Source organism: Streptomyces sp. NPDC013157 (assembly GCF_042899865.1).
Classification (GTDB): domain Bacteria; phylum Actinomycetota; class Actinomycetes; order Streptomycetales; family Streptomycetaceae; genus Streptomyces.
Map to the genome: position 1 here is coordinate 281,402 of NZ_JBIBAK010000006.1, position 14,048 is coordinate 295,449.

Below are 14,048 nucleotides of genomic sequence, written 5' to 3' on the forward strand. Positions count from 1 at the left end.
TGGGGGGGGGGGGGGGGGGGGGGCCCCTTTTATAAAAGGGGGGGGGGGGGGGGGGGGGGGGGGGGGGGGGGGGGGGGGGGGGGGCGGGGGCGGCCCCCCCCCCCCCCCCCCACGGCGTAGCGCCGCTGAGACGTGCATCGCGTCACGCACCGCAATCGAAATGCCCTGTGTAGTTACTCACAGCAAATTCACGGAACTCTTCCAGTGGTCCGGTGGGCGGCGCCCATCACCAGCGACGCAAGGTGAATGAAAGGTTGCGCGCACATATGCAGTGGACGGCGCTCACCTTGCACAGCGGTTACCGGAAGTGGGACCATTTCCTGGTTCCCTGATGCCCCAAGGTAGGTCACCTGTGTCCCAGCACATAGCCAAGCCCCGAACCACCGCAGTGATCCTGGCCGGTGGCACCGGCCAGCGGGTGGGTCTGTCGATCCCGAAGCAGTTGCTGAAGATCGCCGGCAAGGCCGTCATCGAGCACACCCTGGCCACCTTCGAGAAGGCCGACTCGATCGACGACATCATCGTGCTGATGGCCCCGGGCTACGTCGAGGACGTCGAGAAGATCGTCGCCAAGGCCGGGTTCGCGAAGGTCAAGAAGATCATCGAGGGCGGCAACACGCGGAACGAGACCACCGAGCGTGCCATCGAGGCGCTCGGCGAAGGCCTGGCCGAGGGCGAGGACCTCAACGTCCTCTTCCACGACGCCGTACGCCCCCTGCTGTCACGGCGCGTCATCGACGACTGCGTCACCGCCCTGGAGCGCTACCAGGCCGTCGACGTCGCCATCCCGTCCGCCGACACCATCATCGTCACGCGGACCCACGGCGGGGACGGCGAGTTCATCACCGAGATCCCGGACCGCGCCCGGCTGCGCCGCGGCCAGACCCCGCAGGCGTTCAAGCTGTCCACGATCAAGCGGGCCTACGAGGTCGCCGACGGCGACCCCAACTTCCAGGCCACCGACGACTGCTCCGTCGTCCTCAAGTACCTGCCGGACGTGCCGATCCACGTCGTCGCCGGCGACGAGTACAACATGAAGGTCACCCAGCCCGTCGACGTCTTCATCGCCGACAAGCTCTTCCAGCTCGCCTCCACCGCCGCCCCCGAGCAGAACGGCGAGGACGCCTACCGCGAACTCCTCACCGGCAAGACCGTGGTGATCTTCGGCGGCTCGTACGGCATCGGCAAGGACATCGCCGAACTCGCCGAGTCCTACGGCGCGAGCGTCTACGCGCTGGGCCGCTCCACCACCGGCACCCACGTGGAGAACCCGGAGGAGGTCGACGACGCGCTCTCCAAGGCGTACGCCGAGACCGGGCGCATCGACTACGTCGTCAACACCGCGGGCGTGCTCCGCATCGGCAAGCTCGCCGAGACCGACAACGCCACCATCGAGGAGGCGCTGAAGGTCAACTACCTGGCCCCGGTGCAGATCGCCCGCTCCAGCTACAAGTACCTCGCCGAGACCCAGGGCCAGCTGCTGCTCTACACCTCCAGCAGCTACACCCGCGGCCGCGCCGAGTACAGCCTCTACTCCTCGACCAAGGCGGCCATGGTGAACCTCACCCAGGCCCTGTCCGACGAGTGGGCCGGCGACGCCATCCGCGTCAACTGCATCAACCCCGAGCGCACCGCCACCCCGATGCGCACCAAGGCGTTCGGCCAGGAGCCGACGGGCTCGCTGCTCTCCTCCGAGGCCGTCGCCCGCACCTCCCTCGACGTGCTGCTCTCCGAGCTCACCGGCCATGTCATCGACGTCCGCCAGCAGGACCCGACGGCGGCCGCCGGCCAGGCCTCCGGCTTCGAGCAGGCCCTGGCCAGTGTCCTGGACCGACAGGACGGCGTGGCATAATCGACAACCATTAGTCATCTGTAATTCAGGCCTCTGTGGTTGCGCGTTCGCGGAGCAATCGCAGGGGCCTGAACCCGTAGAACCCGGATCGACCACCTCCAAGATTGTCCGCAAGGTCGAATTCAGGCCTTTTTGTCAGCAAAAGGTTCTCCGTGATATCCACCGCTATTCGCGTCGCCCGAGTGGGCAGCGCGGCCGAGCTGGCCGCGGCGGCACTCATGATCCTGGGCTTCCCGGCCCTCATGGTCGCCGCGCTCGTCCCGAGCGTCTACGCCTTCGCGGCCGCGGCCGCCGTCACGTACCTGGCGGACCACTACCTGCACCGCAAGGGCAGCTACCTCGTCAACCGCCTCAGCAAGGTCCGGGCCGGTCTGTCGATCCGCTTCCTGATCCGGCAGCTGCTGCTGATCCTGCTGCTGGCCAGGATGGACCTCTCCAACGGCCTGGTCTTCTACGGCGCGATCGCCTGCTTCATCGCCTTCTACGGCCTGCAGGCCCCGCACGGCGCACTGGTCACCCTGATCCGCAACCGCCGCCGGATGCCGGTCGCCACCCGCAACGTCGACCTGAAGTCCCGCATCCGCATCCCGGACGCCCCGCCGCGCGGCCTGCTCGACCGCTCCGCCGAGAAGATGCTCCACCTCGACCTCGCGGCCGTCGTCGGCCTGCTGATCTCGGCGGCGACGGACGACGTGGTCGCCGGATTCGTCGGCATCGGCATCACCCTCGCCCTGGGCTGCCTGTACGTAGTGGTGCTGATGCCCTACGTGCGCGGCCGCAAGACCCCGCCGGACGCCGACACCGTGCTGGCCGCCGTCGACGACTGGCTGGCCGAGTACCGGCCCGGGACCGTGCTGTACTTCTCCGGCTCCAAGGACTCCGCCTACCAGGTCAACATGTGGCTGGAGACCATGGAACAGCTGGAGTCCCGCCCGCTGATCCTGCTGCGCGAGCGGGTCATCCTGCAGAGCCTCGCCCCGACCACCGTCCCCGTCATCTGCGTGCCCGGCGGCGTGCACCTGATGAACATGGACCTCTCCACGGTCCGCGTCGCCCTCTACGCGGCCAACGTCGGCAAGAACATCCACCTGCTGCGCGTCCCCACGATGAAGCACGTCTTCATCGGCCACGGCGACAGCGACAAGCTGGCCAGCGTCAACCCGTTCAGCAAGGCGTACGACGAGGTGTGGACCGCGGGCCGCGCGGGCCGCGACCGGTACGCCATCGCCGACGTCGGCGTCCGCGACGACGACATCGTCGAGGTCGGCCGCCCCCAGCTGGCCCCCATCCAGAGCCTGCAGGGCGCCCCCGACGGCCGCATCCCCACTGTGCTCTACGCGCCCACCTGGGAGGGCTGGGACGGCAACCCCGGCAACACCTCCCTCGTGCTCGCCGGCGAGAACATCGTGAAGAAGCTGGTCAAGGCCGACCCGCCGGTCCGCGTTCTCTACAAGCCGCACCCCTTCACCGGCACCGTCAGCGCCGAGGCCGGCGCCGCCCACCGGCGCGTCACCGCCCTCGTCCAGAAGGCCGCCACCGCCCGCGCCACCGACGCCCGCTTCACCGCCGACCCGGCCGCCCAGGCGGCGGCACAGGCCGAACTGACCCGCATCGAGACCCGCCTGACCGAACTGGCCGGTACCGGCGACGACAAGCGCGACGAGGCCGAGGCCAGCCGGGACGACGTCGTCGACCTGAAGAAGCACGAGGAGATCGCCCGGCTGCGCGCCGCCTGGAACGACTCCTACTGGCAGGCCCTGCCGCCGTACCAGCACGCCGTCATCACAGGCGCCGAACCCCGCCTGTACGACTGCTTCAACGTCTCCGACGCGATGGTCTCCGACATCTCCAGCGTGGTCTCCGACTTCATCGCGAGCGGCAAGCCGTACGCCGTCACCGACTCGGCCGGCGTCGGCGTGGAGGAGTTCAAGCGGGCGAACACCGCCGTGCGTGCCGCCGTGATCCTCTCCAACAGCGCCAAGGAACTCGGCGGCCTGCTGGACGCCGTACGCGACCCGTCGGCCGATCCGCTGGCCGCGGACCGGGCCGAGCTCAAGCACTACCTGCTCGGGCCGGACGAGCCGACCTCCATCCAGCAGTTCAACGACGCGGTGGCCGCGCTCGCCCGCAAGGCCGAGACCCGCAACCTGGGCCAGGAGGCCCGGATCGCGGCCGGCGACCCCGAGGCGGCCGAACTCGCCGAGGCGCTGCCCGGCGGAAAGCCGCGGACGACCCCCGGCGAGGCGGAGGGCGCGACCGCCGGCTGACCTCTGCCGCAACGGCCGACGGGCTCGGTCCCAGGGACTTCTCCCCGGGACCGAGCCCGTTTCGCGTTCCCGTTTCGCGGTCTCGTTCTCGCGCCGTGTTCTCTTACCTCTGCTTAGGGATGCGCGGCTTTCTTCTTACCCATGCTTCGCCGTTCTTGTTGAGCAGCTCTTACCGCACGTCCGTACTGTCCGGTGTAACCCGCTGTACACCACCCAGCTGTCTGTTCGTCATGTGAGCTGGGCCACTGAGTGCGTCCTCCAGGGCAACCTGTCGTGCCGATCAGCCATCTAAGACGTTGCGATCGAGGTGACGCAGGGGGAACGCACCATTGACTAGGGGGAAACGTGACCGTCGTTGCGCAGCCTGATGTGACCGTGATCATCGGGGCGTACGAAGCGATGCCGTACCTGGTCGAGTGCCTGGCCTCCGTCGAGCGCCAGACCCTCGACCCGACCCGTATGGAGGTCATCGCCGTCGACGACGGATCGACCGACGGCACGGGGGAGTGCCTGGAGGAGTTCGCGGCCCGCGCCGCCATGCAGGTCACCGTGATCCGCCAGGAGAACTCCGGCGGACCCAGCGGCCCGCGCAACGTCGGCCTCGCCAAGGCCGCCGGCCGCTACGTGTTCTTCCTGGACGCCGACGACCGGCTCGGTGACCAGGCCCTGGAGCGCATGGTCGCGATGGCGGACAAGAACGGCACCGACGTCGTCGTCGGCAAGGTTGAGGGAATCAACCGCAAACCCCCGCAGTCGATGTGGGGAAAGACGCTCGACCGTACCGACGTCTTCTCCTCCAACATCAAGTTCACGCTCAGCGCCCAGAAACTCTTCCGCCGAGACCTGCTGGAACGCCACAGCATGCGCTTCGACGAGTCCCTGTGGACCGGCGAGGACGCGCTGTTCACCATGGAGGCCTATCTGCGCGCCGACGGCGTCTCGGTCGTCGCCGACTACCCCTGCTACTACCTCGTCGGCCGTGAGGACGGCAAACACGTCACCAAGAGCGGCGGCTACACCCTCCGCTTCGACTCCGCGCGCGCCCTGATGAACCTGATCGCCGAGATGGTCCCGGCAGGGCCGCGGCGCGACAGCCTGATGGTCCGGCCGTTCAAGGTCACACTGCTCCCGCAGTTCGGCCCCCGGTTCCTCAAGGACACCGACGAGGTGCGGCAGCACAAACTGGAACTCGCCGAGCCGCTGATGGACGCCCACTGGAACTCCGAGGTGGCCCGCCGCCTCAAGGTCCACGAACGGCTCCAGCTGCACCTGGTCGCCGTCCGCCGCACCGAACTCCTCCCGGACGTCCTGGAGTTCGTACGCGCGAAGAAGCAGCCCACTCCGGTCCTGGAGGGGCGCGGCACCCGCGTCTACCTCGGCTACCCGCACTTCCGTTCCGAGGCGGCCGGCATCCCCGACCGGATCTACCTCGCCGAACCCCGCGAGGCCCGCGCCGTCGAGGGCTACCGTGAGGAGGCGGCCAACACCTTCGTGCGGCGCGCGCTGCGCAAGCTGCGGCGGTCCCTGCCCGTCCGGGACGTGAAGCCCGCGGCCGCCTGACCCGGCCGCCGCGCGCCTATCCGCCCGACCCCAGCGCCCGCCGGATCGGCCTGCCGACGGCCCGCCGGGCCCGGCGGTAGACCGAGGCCGGCTGCTGCGCGGCGGTCGCCTTCGCGGCGCGGGCCCCGGCACGCGCCAGCTCCCTCTCCAGCCGGGCGTTGTCCAGCGACAGTTCGTCGATACGGCTGTGCAGCCAGCCGAACCGCGAGGAGAGCGAGTCGACGTCCGTGTCGTTCCAGGGGCGGATCCCCGGCGCAAAGGCCAGCGTCCGCATCCGCTCCTCGAAGGCCGCTCCGCCGTCGCCGTGCGTGAAGGTGTTCTCCAGCCCGTTCCTGTCGAGGAACCCGGTGAACCGTTCGAAACGCTCGCGGTGGCCGCCGACCAGTCCGCCGAAGTCGGCCTCCGCATACAGCTTCGCCGGATCCGCCGACTCGGGATCCTTCACCGCCCGGTCCAGCCGCCGGTGCGGAATCTCGAAGTATCGGCACAGTTCCAGCGTCCGCGAGTCGCCGCACAGCACGGTGGCCGGCGTGCCCGCCAGCAGCGCCGCGATGTTGCCGTGGATGCGCGATCCGAAGGAGAAGTCGAACGAGCGCAGATCGTCGATCCAGGTGATCGGGTCGACATAGACCCGTACTTTGTCCTCGCGGAACATCGGATGGTCCGGGTGGGTCGGCATCCCGGTCACCGCGGCGTTGGGATCCGACAGGTCGCGCCAGTGCAACTGCCGTGCGTCAGAGAGGTTCTGGCCGACGAAACGCAGCTTCGGATAGCGCTCGTGGGTGCGCGTGATGATCCGGTCCAGGCCCTGCGCGCGTACGGCGCTGTGCGAGCCGTTGATCGCGATCCGCGACTCGGGCGTCAACTCCAGTGCCTTCTTGTGCACCGGGAGCCGCTCGCCGTACATGAACAGCGAAGGGCAGCCGATGACCTCGACGTCCTTGAAGCCCATGGCCTTCAGGTACTGCTCGGTGAACTCGCCCCGCACACCGATCGACGCACTGCGCTCCAGCACCGCCGCGCAGAACTCCCGTACGGTCGGTTCCATCCGCTTCAGCCGGTCCGGGTTGTAGCTCACCCCGGTCTGCGCACCGACGCCGAGCACGACCACCGGGATGTTCAGTTTCGAGATCAGCCGGGTCATGCGCTTCAGGGCGCTTTCGAAGGACGGCCTGAAGGCGTTGGCGAGCGGCACGACGAAGGCGTCGTACTCCTCGTTGATGCGGGCGGCGGCGGAGACGTCGGAGGGCATGCCGTTCGAGACGACTTCGGTGCCCGGCGTCTCAAGGATCTTGTGGGCGGCGTCGCTGAAGATCAGGTTGCCCGAATTGGTGGCGATGACGTCCCGGTGCAGGGCTTCCTCGACGGTGACGACGTCGTAGGGGCTCTTTCCCGACCTGAGGAGGATGCGCTTCACGCGGCGATCTTTGGATGACACAAACTTCAAGTTAACTTTGAGTTCGTTTCGATTTCTATAGACAGTCAACACAACCTTTTTGCCGTGTGCGGTACGTAAAAGAGTCATCACGTACTGTTCTGGTCCGTCCCTGGTCCGTCCCTTGCCCTCGCCTGTCCGGAGGCTGGACGGTCGGGCCTGGCGCCGGTCCCCTTCGCGTAGATTGCTGCCACGCGCAAGGAAGTGGGGACAGGACGTGGCAAGGGCTAGGCAGGCCGTCGGCGAGGCCCGCAGGATCGTCGTCAAGGTGGGCTCCTCCTCGCTGACCACCGCCTCCGGTGGCCTGGACGCCGACCGCGTCGACGCGCTCGTCGACGTCCTCGCCAAGAGCCGCAGCGGCGGGGAGAAGGAGATCGTCCTCGTCTCCTCCGGTGCCATCGCCGCCGGACTCGCCCCCCTCGGCCTGCGCCGCCGCCCCCGGGACCTGGCCCGCCAGCAGGCCGCCGCCAGCGTCGGCCAGGGCCTGCTCGTCGCCCGCTACACCGCCTCCTTCGCCCGCTACGCCGTCCGCGTCGGGCAGGTCCTGCTCACCTCCGACGACATGAGCCGCCGAGTCCACCACCGCAACGCCTCCCGCACCCTCGACAAGCTCCTCGCGATGGGTGCCTTCCCGATCGTCAACGAGAACGACACCGTCGCCACCGACGAGATCCGTTTCGGCGACAACGACCGCCTCGCCGCCCTCGTCGCCCACCTCGTCCACGCCGACCTGCTGGTCCTCCTCTCCGACGTCGACGGCGTCTACGACGGCGACCCCAGCAGGCCCGGCACTTCGCGGATAGCGGAGGTGAAGGGCCCGGAGGACCTCGCGGGCGTCGAGATCGGCAGCGCCGGAAAGGCGGGCGTCGGCACCGGCGGGATGGTCACCAAGGTGGAGGCCGCCCGGATCGCCGCCGCCGCGGGCATCCCGGTGGTCCTCACGAGCGCCGTGCACGCCGCCGACGCGCTCCTGGGCGGCGACACCGGCACCTACTTCCATCCCACCGGCAAACGGTCCGCAGACCGCCTCCTGTGGCTTCAGCACGCCTCCACCCCGCAGGGCTCCCTCACCCTCGACGACGGCGCCGTCCGCGCGGTCGTCGAGGGCCGCAAATCGCTGCTGCCGGCCGGGATCGCCGCGGTGGAGGGCGAGTTCGCCGCCGGCGACCCGGTCGAACTGCGCGACACCGAAGGCCGCGCGGTGGCCCGCGGACTCGTCAGCTTCGACGCCAAGGAGATCCCCCAGCTGATCGGGCGTTCGACCAGGGAGCTGGCACGCGAGCTGGGACGGGCGTACGAACGCGAGGTCGTACACAGGGACGACCTGGTGATCCTGCACCCGTAAAAACGGGGCGTAACGACGGACCCCGGTGGGGGACGTTCGGTAAAACCGCCACACGAACCCTTGCGGCCTGCTCAACTTTGTCTCAGGACCACGTTCCGTACGAGCACAGCTGAAGGAGGCCGTCGTGAGACGAGTGCGCCCTGGGGCTGCGGCCTCCCGCGGTGCTCTGACGAGCGTCGCGGCCGGGGACACCTACGAGGAGCCGAAGGACCTGCCGCGCCTGTGGCACGTCACCCTCAGCGTCTGCGGTGCCGAGGTCCCCCTGCCGGAACTGCGCCGCGGACTCGAACAGCTGGCCCACGACCACCCGTTCCTCCTCACCAGCCGCTACGCCTGCGACCACGCCGAGATCCGCTACTGGGAAGAGGCCCGCGACCTCCACGACGCCGCCGCCGTCGCCCTGCGCCTGTGGGGGGAGCACCGCCAGACCGCCGGCCTGCCCGCCTGGGAGATCGTCGGTCTCGAGGTCATCGACCGCGCCACCTACCACCAGCGCGTCGCCGAGGGCTACGGCCCGCCGCCCGCGACACCGGTCGGCATCCACCCCTTCTGATCCTCCCGGCCCTTCCGACCCTTCCGGCCCTTCCTGGGCCGCCTCCGCCGCCCGCCGGTAATCGCCCGTTTTGATCCACGTCTCGCGGTGTGGGATGCCGCGCGGACGGCCCGCCGGGGCGCACTACCCTTCCTTCATGACCACGCTCTCGCCGTACGACGCCATGTCCCCGGTCACCCAGGCCGCCTACCGTGCCAAGGCCGCCGCCGCCGACCTCGCGCCGCTGCCGCGGGCCGTGAAGGACGACGCGCTGCTCGCCGTCGCGGACGCCCTGGAGGTCCGTACCAGCGAGATCGTCGAGGCCAACGCCAAGGACATCGCCAAGGCCCGCGAGAACGGCACCAGCGAGGCGATCGTCGACCGTCTGACCCTCACCCCGGAGCGGGTCCGCGCCATCGCCTCCGACGTCCGCGACGTGGCAAAGCTGCCCGACCCGGTCGGCGAGGTCGTCCGCGGCTCCACCCTCCCCAACGGCATCGACCTGCGCCAGGTCCGCGTGCCGCTCGGCGTCGTCGGCATCATCTACGAGGCCCGCCCGAACGTCACCGTCGACGCCGCCGCGCTCTGCCTGAAGTCCGGCAACGCGGTCCTGCTGCGCGGTTCCGCCTCCGCCCACGCGTCAAACACCGCCCTCGTCCGCGTCCTGCGCGACGCCGTCGGCGGCGCCGGGCTGCCCGCCGACGCCGTACAGCTGGTCCCCGGCGAGGGCCGCGAGTCCGTCCACGAGCTGATGCGCGCCCGCGGCCTCGTCGACGTCCTCATCCCGCGCGGCGGCGCCTCCCTCATCCAGACGGTCGTCATGGAGTCCAAGGTCCCGGTCATCGAGACCGGCACCGGCAACTGCCACGTCTACGTCGACGCCCACGCCGACATCGACATGGCCGTCGACATCCTGATCAACTCCAAGGCGCAGCGGGTCAGCGTCTGCAACGCCGCCGAGACCCTCCTCGTCCACCAGGACATCGCCCCCGAGTTCCTGCCGCGCGCCCTGGACGCCCTCGCCGAGGCCGGCGTCACCGTGCACGGCGACGAACGCGTCCTCGCCTACGCCAAGGACTCCAAGGCGACCGTCGTCGAGGCGGTCCCGGAGGACTGGGAGACCGAGTACCTGTCGTACGACATCGCCGCCGCCGTCGTCGACTCCCTCGACCGGGCCGTGGAGCACATCCGGCTGTGGACCTCCGGGCACACCGAGGCCATCGTCACCACCTCACAGCAGGCCGCCCGCCGTTTCACCCAGCTGGTCGACTCGACCACGGTCGCCGTGAACGCCTCCACCCGTTTCACCGACGGCGGCCAGTTCGGCTTCGGCGCCGAGATCGGCATCTCCACCCAGAAGCTGCACGCCCGCGGCCCCATGGGCCTGCCGGAGCTGACCAGCACCAAGTACATCGTCACCGGCGACGGCCACATCCGCCGCTGACGCCCGTACGGCCCAGCCGCGCACCCCGTTACGGCGTGCGGGCGCGCGGCAGGGCGTACGCGAGCCCCGGTCGGCGTGAGAGGCGTCTCACCGGGCCTATGAATTTCCATACCGTCTGCCCAAATTGACCCCCCAGGTCTACTCTGGATCCGTGCCGGAGGACGTGGGGGGCACGCCGTTCCCTGACGGCTGGGAGCCCGACGACGACCATGGCCACGGAATGTCGGACGAAGAGTTCGACTCCGTGGTCTTCGACGAGGCCTTCGTGAAGGCGGCCGTGGTCCACGAGCCGACCGCCGTCGAACGCCTCCTTGCCGCCGCCCAGGCCAGAGCCGAGGCCTCCGAGGCCGAAGCCCGCCGCGCCCACGCCAGAGGCGAGCGCTACGACGACCGCTACAGCCCGGACGGCACCGACCTCGGCGGCGAACTCGACGACCTGGACGACACCGACGTACTCGAGGACCGGTACGGCGCCTCCGGGACGTACGGCAAACACGTCCGCTGGCACCGTCCCGTCGCCTGGGTGCTCGCCCTCGTCATGGGCATCGGCATGGTCGCGCTCGCCTTCGCCGCGGTCTACCGCAGCGCCTCCTCGGGCAGCAGCCGCGACCAGGTGCCCAGGCCCCCCTCCACCGGCCAGGAACAGGGCACCGCGGCGGCACCCTCCGTGTCCGCCGACTACTCCCAGCCCGCCAAGCCGGCGGCCTCGGTGGTCCCGCGCACCCCCTGAGCGATTGCGGCTGCCCTGGTGGCAGTCCTGGTGAGAACCTGTCAGAAGTTGTCGCGTAGCAGGGCGTTTACCTGAGGCTCCCGAGACCTACTCTGAGAGTATGGGCGGGCCAGGAGACCCACCTGAGGGGACACCCGAGGGCGGCCCCGTGGGTGGAGAGGACGAGTACCGATCCGTCGTCTTCGACGAATCGTTCGTCCGCGCTGCCCGCCTCCAGGAGTCCTCCGCACGCGAACGCATGACCGACCACGCGCCCGCGGTACGCCGTCGCCCGCCCCTGCGCCGGGGCCTCACCCGGCAGGCCCTGATCCTCGTCGTGCTGATCCTCGTCGCCTTCGGCACCGCGATCTACATGGGTGTCCGCCACCCCTACGGCACCGACGACGCCCGGCAGCCCGTCGAACCCCTGCGGATGACCGTCATACCGCTCTCCCCGCAGGGCAAGGTGCCCGGTGCCGCCGACGCCGAGACGCTGTTCGCGCACAGCCCGGCCGCGCAGTACGAGGTCGGCGCCGAGGGGATACCGCTGCCGGCCGCCCGGAGCACCGCGCACTTCTCCGACAGCCAGGTCGTCACCGCCCTGACCACGGCCAAGGACTACCTGGTCCGCTCCTCGCTCTACCCCGAGGTCCTCGACAGCAGCGCGGTGCGGCCCGCGCGGGCGCTGCTCGACCCCGCTCAGCTCGACCAGTTTGACCAGAGCGTCGACCACCCCGCGGCGGACGGCCGGCACGCCCCCACCGGATGGCTGGTCCGCTTCGACCCCACCCGCGCCGAGCTCGCCGACCCGAGGATCCGCGTCCAGGGCAACCTGACGGCCGCCGAGACCGACCCGGCCACCCTGGAGGTCACCGCCGACCACACCTTCGTCTACGCGCTGCGGCCCACCGGCGCCCCGGCGGGTGCCCAGGCGTCCCTGTTCACCGTGCGCCGCCAGCTGACCTTCCGCTTCGACCGCGACGACCTGCGCCTGCACCAGGCCCAGCTGGTCGTGTCCTACGTCCAGGCGGGCCCCCTGTCCTGCGCCGAGGACGCCGCCGACCACCTGCACCCCCTGCTGGCCGGCCAGACGGCCAAGGCGGGCGGCCCCGCGGGCACGAACCCGTTCGCCACGGACAGCGCCACCGCCCTGTGCGGGACGCTGTCCACCGCGGCCGAACCGAAGGTCTGAGCGGGCGAGCCGGAAACCCGAAGAGAGCCCGGCCCCGCTACGCCTCGCCGTCCTCCGGGGAGGTGTCCCGGGGCGGTGCGTCCTTCGGCGGGGGCGCGCTCGTGAACCCGTCGAAGCCGCGCTTGACCCGGCCGCCCAGGCCCCCGGCCCCGCCCGCGATGTCTGTGACCAGCTTCATCAGCGGGTCCTTGGACGTCTTCACGTCACTGGCATAGCTCGCCGCGGACTCCTTGAACGAGTCGCCGACCGAGGCGTCCTTGTCCTCGGTGCGCCGCGGGTAGTGACCGTCCATGATCCGCTGGTAGTCGCGCGACGCGGCCCACTTCTTCAGCTCGGCCGCGCGGACCGTGGTGAAGGGGTGCGAGCGCGGCAGTACGTTCAGGATCTTCAGGACCGAGTCACGCAGGTCGCCGCCCGCCTCGTACTCCTCGGCCTGCTGCAGGAACGCGTCCACGTTCATCTCGTGCAGGTGGTTGCCGCCCGCGATCTTCATCAGTCCACGCATCGAGGCCCGCAGATCCTGGCCCACCAGCAACCCGGCCCGGTCGGCGGACAGCTCCGACTTGCGGAACCACTCCCGCAGGGCCGTCACGATCGCCAGGATCGCCAGGTTGCCCAGCGGGATCCAGGCGACCTTGAGCGCGAGGCTGGTCAGGAACAGCAGGATCGTCCGGTACACCGAGTGCCCGGACAGCGCGTGCCCGACCTCGTGGCCGACGACCGCCCGCATCTCCTCCTCGTCGAGAAGTTCCACCAGGCCCGTGGTCACCACGATGATCGGCTCGTCCAGGCCGATGCACATCGCGTTCGGCTGCGGATCCTGCGTCACGTACATCGGCGGGACCTTCTCCAGGTCCAGGATGTAGCAGGCGTCCCGCAGCATGTCGTTCAGGTGGACGAACTGCTGGTCGGACACCCGGACCGAGTCGGACAGGAACAGCAGCCTCAGGCTCCGCTCCGGAAGCAGCCCGCTGAGCGCCTTGAACACCGCGTCGAAGCCGCTGAGCCTGCGCAGCGCCACCAGCGCCGAACGGTCCGCGGGATGCTCGTACGCACGCGAGGAGATCCCCGGGAACCGCCTGCGCTGCCTGCTCGGCACCCGCTCGTGCCCGTTCTGCTCGTGGCCGTCGTCGGACATGTCATCCCCCATGTGCGTGAGTGTCTGCCGTGCCCCCGGGGCAGAGCCCAGCCTAGGCGGCGATACCGTGGACGGGCAGTACAGCCGAAGGAGTCCTCATGGAGCACCACCCCCCGGCCGCCTGGCTCACCCAGGCCGCGAGCGCCGCCCAGCATCAGGGCTCGGGCGATCTGCTCCGGGTCGTCATCGTCGTCATGTTCGTCGGCTGCGCACTGACCGCCTGGTTCCTGCTGCGCGGGTACAAACAGAAGGACGACTGAGCCGCCGGGATCGTTCCCCAACGGAGGAGTCGGCGTGATCGCCGCCGGGGCGCCCGCATACGATGAGCCGACATCTTTATCCCGTCCACACGCGATAGGTCCTGCCGCAGATGATGAATCTCCACAGCGCCGCTGCCCAGTTGGTCACCCTCGCCGCAGAGGGCGAGGAGCACGGCGGCAACCACAACAGCCTCAACCCGGCCGTCACCGGCGGCAGCGCCTTCGTCATCCTGCTGCTCCTGCTGTGGATCACCACCCGCTTCAACCGCGACCGCTGAGCCGGACGCCGAGCCCGGCACCGGTCCTCCGGGCGG

General features: G+C 69.9%; 12 protein-coding genes. 10 read left to right on the forward strand and 2 right to left on the reverse strand.

Annotation, left to right across the window (positions count from 1 at the left end; genetic code table 11):
- The first annotated feature begins 352 nt into the window (after window positions 1-352).
- The 3 genes from ACFY6U_RS20620 to ACFY6U_RS20630 all read left to right on the forward strand — a co-directional run bounded on the left by ACFY6U_RS20620 (window position 353) and on the right by ACFY6U_RS20630 (window position 5,679).
- The gene (locus tag ACFY6U_RS20620) at window positions 353-1,852 is read left to right on the forward strand and encodes a D-ribitol-5-phosphate cytidylyltransferase (protein WP_390040120.1); all 1,500 of its coding nucleotides are present in this window, start codon (window positions 353-355) and stop codon (window positions 1,850-1,852) included.
- A gap of 152 nt (window positions 1,853-2,004) precedes the next feature.
- Window positions 2,005-4,119, forward strand: a complete 2,115-nt coding sequence (locus ACFY6U_RS20625) for a hypothetical protein (RefSeq protein WP_390040122.1) — start codon at window positions 2,005-2,007, stop codon at window positions 4,117-4,119.
- 399 nt (window positions 4,120-4,518) lie between these two features.
- The gene (locus ACFY6U_RS20630; protein ID WP_390040452.1) at window positions 4,519-5,679 is read left to right on the forward strand and encodes a glycosyltransferase family 2 protein; all 1,161 of its coding nucleotides are present in this window, start codon (window positions 4,519-4,521) and stop codon (window positions 5,677-5,679) included.
- 16 nt (window positions 5,680-5,695) lie between these two features.
- Here the strand turns inward: ACFY6U_RS20630 and ACFY6U_RS20635 are convergent, their stop codons facing one another.
- Window positions 5,696-7,096: a polysaccharide pyruvyl transferase family protein gene (locus tag ACFY6U_RS20635; RefSeq protein ID WP_390040124.1), complete on the reverse strand. Its 1,401-nt coding sequence runs from the start codon at window positions 7,094-7,096 to the stop codon at window positions 5,696-5,698.
- Between the two features lie 235 nt (window positions 7,097-7,331).
- On the opposite strand from ACFY6U_RS20635, the gene proB reads away from it, so the two are divergent.
- From proB to ACFY6U_RS20660, 5 genes are all read left to right on the forward strand, one after another.
- Window positions 7,332-8,459, forward strand: coding sequence for a glutamate 5-kinase (proB, locus tag ACFY6U_RS20640; RefSeq protein WP_390040126.1), 1,128 nt, complete (start codon window positions 7,332-7,334; stop codon window positions 8,457-8,459).
- A gap of 124 nt (window positions 8,460-8,583) precedes the next feature.
- Window positions 8,584-9,012, forward strand: coding sequence for a hypothetical protein (locus tag ACFY6U_RS20645; RefSeq protein WP_293995677.1), 429 nt, complete (start codon window positions 8,584-8,586; stop codon window positions 9,010-9,012).
- 136 nt (window positions 9,013-9,148) lie between these two features.
- Complete coding sequence (locus ACFY6U_RS20650; RefSeq protein WP_351492991.1) at window positions 9,149-10,435, forward strand: glutamate-5-semialdehyde dehydrogenase; 1,287 nt, start codon at window positions 9,149-9,151, stop codon at window positions 10,433-10,435.
- 151 nt (window positions 10,436-10,586) lie between these two features.
- Window positions 10,587-11,165, forward strand: a complete 579-nt coding sequence (locus ACFY6U_RS20655; protein WP_390040128.1) for a hypothetical protein — start codon at window positions 10,587-10,589, stop codon at window positions 11,163-11,165.
- A gap of 100 nt (window positions 11,166-11,265) precedes the next feature.
- Window positions 11,266-12,336, forward strand: coding sequence for a hypothetical protein (locus tag ACFY6U_RS20660; RefSeq protein ID WP_390040130.1), 1,071 nt, complete (start codon window positions 11,266-11,268; stop codon window positions 12,334-12,336).
- Between the two features lie 37 nt (window positions 12,337-12,373).
- Here ACFY6U_RS20660 and ACFY6U_RS20665 read toward each other — a convergent pair whose 3' ends face one another.
- A complete protein-coding gene (locus ACFY6U_RS20665; RefSeq protein ID WP_390040454.1) occupies window positions 12,374-13,474 on the reverse strand; it encodes a M48 family metallopeptidase in 1,101 nt (366 codons plus the stop codon).
- A 98-nt stretch (window positions 13,475-13,572) separates the two neighbouring features.
- Here ACFY6U_RS20665 and ACFY6U_RS20670 point away from each other — a divergent pair, with 98 nt between their 5' ends.
- Window positions 13,573-13,734, forward strand: a complete 162-nt coding sequence (locus ACFY6U_RS20670) for a hypothetical protein (RefSeq protein ID WP_217549548.1) — start codon at window positions 13,573-13,575, stop codon at window positions 13,732-13,734.
- Window positions 13,735-13,844: 110 nt separating this feature from the next.
- The gene (locus tag ACFY6U_RS20675) at window positions 13,845-14,012 is read left to right on the forward strand and encodes a hypothetical protein (protein WP_167450157.1); all 168 of its coding nucleotides are present in this window, start codon (window positions 13,845-13,847) and stop codon (window positions 14,010-14,012) included.
- Window positions 14,013-14,048: the final 36 nt, after the last annotated feature.

Coding starts and splice junctions, on each gene's coding strand:
- ACFY6U_RS20650 (WP_351492991.1), top strand. CDS start 9,149: ATGACCACGCTCTCGCCGTACGACGCCATGTCCCCGGTCACCCAGGCC.
- ACFY6U_RS20660 (WP_390040130.1), top strand. CDS start 11,266: ATGGGCGGGCCAGGAGACCCACCTGAGGGGACACCCGAGGGCGGCCCC.
- ACFY6U_RS20665 (WP_390040454.1), bottom strand. CDS start 13,474: ATGTCCGACGACGGCCACGAGCAGAACGGGCACGAGCGGGTGCCGAGC.
- ACFY6U_RS20675 (WP_167450157.1), top strand. CDS start 13,845: ATGATGAATCTCCACAGCGCCGCTGCCCAGTTGGTCACCCTCGCCGCA.
- ACFY6U_RS20670 (WP_217549548.1), top strand. CDS start 13,573: ATGGAGCACCACCCCCCGGCCGCCTGGCTCACCCAGGCCGCGAGCGCC.
- ACFY6U_RS20630 (WP_390040452.1), top strand. CDS start 4,519: ATGCCGTACCTGGTCGAGTGCCTGGCCTCCGTCGAGCGCCAGACCCTC.